General features: G+C 67.1%; 3 protein-coding genes. 1 reads left to right on the top strand and 2 read right to left on the bottom strand.

The window, feature by feature from the left end; all coding sequences use genetic code 11:
* Positions 1–285 precede the first annotated feature (285 nt).
* On the bottom strand, positions 286–765 hold the full coding sequence (locus tag ACZYRU_RS26850; RefSeq protein ID WP_488960167.1) for a DUF1003 domain-containing protein: 480 nt from the start codon (positions 763–765) through the stop codon (positions 286–288).
* A 39-nt stretch (positions 766–804) separates the two neighbouring features.
* The gene (locus ACZYRU_RS26855) at positions 805–1,653 is read right to left on the bottom strand and encodes a slipin family protein (protein WP_488960168.1); all 849 of its coding nucleotides are present in this window, start codon (positions 1,651–1,653) and stop codon (positions 805–807) included.
* Positions 1,654–1,783: 130 nt separating this feature from the next.
* Here ACZYRU_RS26855 and ACZYRU_RS26860 point away from each other — a divergent pair, with 130 nt between their 5' ends.
* On the top strand, positions 1,784–2,098 hold the full coding sequence (locus tag ACZYRU_RS26860) for a helix-turn-helix transcriptional regulator (RefSeq protein WP_488960169.1): 315 nt from the start codon (positions 1,784–1,786) through the stop codon (positions 2,096–2,098).
* Positions 2,099–2,218: the final 120 nt, after the last annotated feature.

Below are 2,218 nucleotides of genomic sequence, written 5' to 3' on the forward strand. Positions count from 1 at the left end.
GGGACACGAGGGCCTCCGGTCAGTGAAGCGTTGAACTAGACAGCTCCACTTCACAACCGGAGGCCTTCGTCTGTCAGACAGGCTCACCGGTGCCGGGCGGTACAACCTCCCTGGACATCACAACTAGGGCGCGTCTCCCAAGTCCCCGCCTGCTACGCGGCGTTTCGCATCCGATCTGGCTGCGTTGGCGTCGCTCGAAGGGCGGACAAGCACGTCGTCGCACCGCCGCCTTGCCAGATCGGCGCGAAACGCCGCTCGCGACGGCGCCGACTTGAGCGACGGGCCCTAGCTCGGATCGCCGGCAACGGGTGCGCCGATGAGCCCGCTGATCTCGTCCAGGAGCTGGCGGCGTGCCTTCGGTTCCTCGGCGGCGGTCAGCAGCTCGGCGAGCGCCCGAAGGGCCAGCACGTTGACGTCGAAGTCGTGCTCGGCCTTGACCCGGTCCCGCTCCGCCGTCCGGTTCTGGCTCAGCAGGATGAGGGGCGCAGCGTAGGCCGCCTGGGTGGAGAAGAGCAGGTTGAGCAGGATGAAGGGGTACGGGTCGAATGCCTGGCTGCTCAGGTAGTGGAGCGCCGCGTAGCCGTTGTAGCCGAGCCAGATGAGGATGAGCACGCTCTGGGTCACGATGAACGCCCACGAGCCGAACACGGCCGTGACCCGGTCGGCGACCCTGGCCGGCAACGGGAGGTCGTCGTGCCGCGCCTGGTTCGCCGGTGAGCGGTGCCGGACCGGGCGGCGCGCAGCTCGTGGCGGTGCGGCCTTCACGACCATGTCCGTGCGGTGCGATCTCGCGCGCCGCGTGGACTACGCGGCCCCGGGCACGTTGTTGGTCGGCAGGACCAGTGGGATGGCCGGGTCCGTGGGAGGCGCGGGAGCCGCGGCTGCGGCCTTCTCGCGGGCCAGGAACGATCCGAGCTCGGCGATCGTGGTCATCAGCGGTGCGGGGAACACGACGGTGGAGTTCTTGTCGACACCGAGCTCGACGAGGCTCTGCAGGTTGCGCAGCTGGAGGGCGAGGGGGTGGGCCATCATGATGTCCGCGGCGTCGCCCAGCGCCGTCGCCGCGAGCGACTCGCCCTCGGCGTTGATGATCTTGGCCCTCTTCTCGCGCTCCGCCTCGGCCTGACGGGCCATCGCGCGCTTCATGCTGTCGGGCAGCTGGATGTCCTTGAGCTCCACCAGGGTGACCTCGACACCCCACTCGACCGTGGCCACGTCGAGGATCCCGCGGATGTCCAGGTTGATCTGGTCGGTCTCCGAGAGCGTCTGGTCCAGCGTGTGCTGACCGACCACCTTGCGCAGCGTGGTCTGGGCGATCTGGTTGATGGCGGCGTAGACGTCCTCGATGGCGACCACGGACTTCACCGGATCAACGACCCGGAAGTAGGCCACCGCGGAGACGTCGACGCTGACGTTGTCGCGGGTGATGATGCCCTGGGACTGGATCGGCATCGTGATGATGCGGAGCGAGACCCGGTGCAGGACGTCGATGACCGGGACGATCAGCTGGAGCCCCGGTCCGCGCAGGCCCTGCACCCGGCCGAGCCGGAACAGCACCCCCTGCTCGTACTGCTTGACGATCTTCACGGCCATCGCCAGCCCCAGCAGGGCCAGGAGGACGACGGTGACCAGGAGGGTGACGAGAGTGGTCATGATGCCGATCCGGTGGTGAGAAGGGGTGAGCTCGTCCTGAGGCGCACACGCGCCTGTTCGAGTACCTGCCACGTTACGCTGGCAACTGATCTCTAGCAATCCATTTCCGGAATCGACTAGGATTCCCGCCATGGCGAACTGGACGTTCCTCAGCAACCACGGACGCACCCTGCTGTGCATCGCGCGGGACCCGGGCGTGCGCCTGCGGGACATCGCGGAGCGGGTCGCGATCACCGAGCGGCGCGCCTTCGGCATCGTCAACGACCTCGCCGAGGCGGGCTACGTCGTCAAGACGAGGGAAGGGCGGCGCAACGCCTACGAGATCCAGTCGGACCTGCCGCTTCCTGAAGCAGGGTCCCACCACCGCACCATCGGTGAGGTGCTCGACCTTCTCGCCGACACGGTGACCGAGCCTTCGAGCGAGGGCCGTGCAGCGGAATTGTGATGTCTCAGGACATCCCTGACAGTTCTGTGTCAGCAGATTCCTGACGTTTCGACGGGGTTCGGTCCTGACACTTCTGGCTCTGTTGAGTGGTGTCGAATGAACCTGTTGATCCCCGTGTCC

It is taken from the genome of Nocardioides sp. F233 (assembly GCF_057813895.1).

What these genes read in the sequence shown, in the direction of transcription:
- ACZYRU_RS26855 (WP_488960168.1), bottom strand. Translation starts at nt 1,653, where the DNA reads ATGACCACTCTCGTCACCCTCCTGGTCACCGTCGTCCTCCTGGCCCTG.
- ACZYRU_RS26860 (WP_488960169.1), top strand. Translation starts at nt 1,784, where the DNA reads ATGGCGAACTGGACGTTCCTCAGCAACCACGGACGCACCCTGCTGTGC.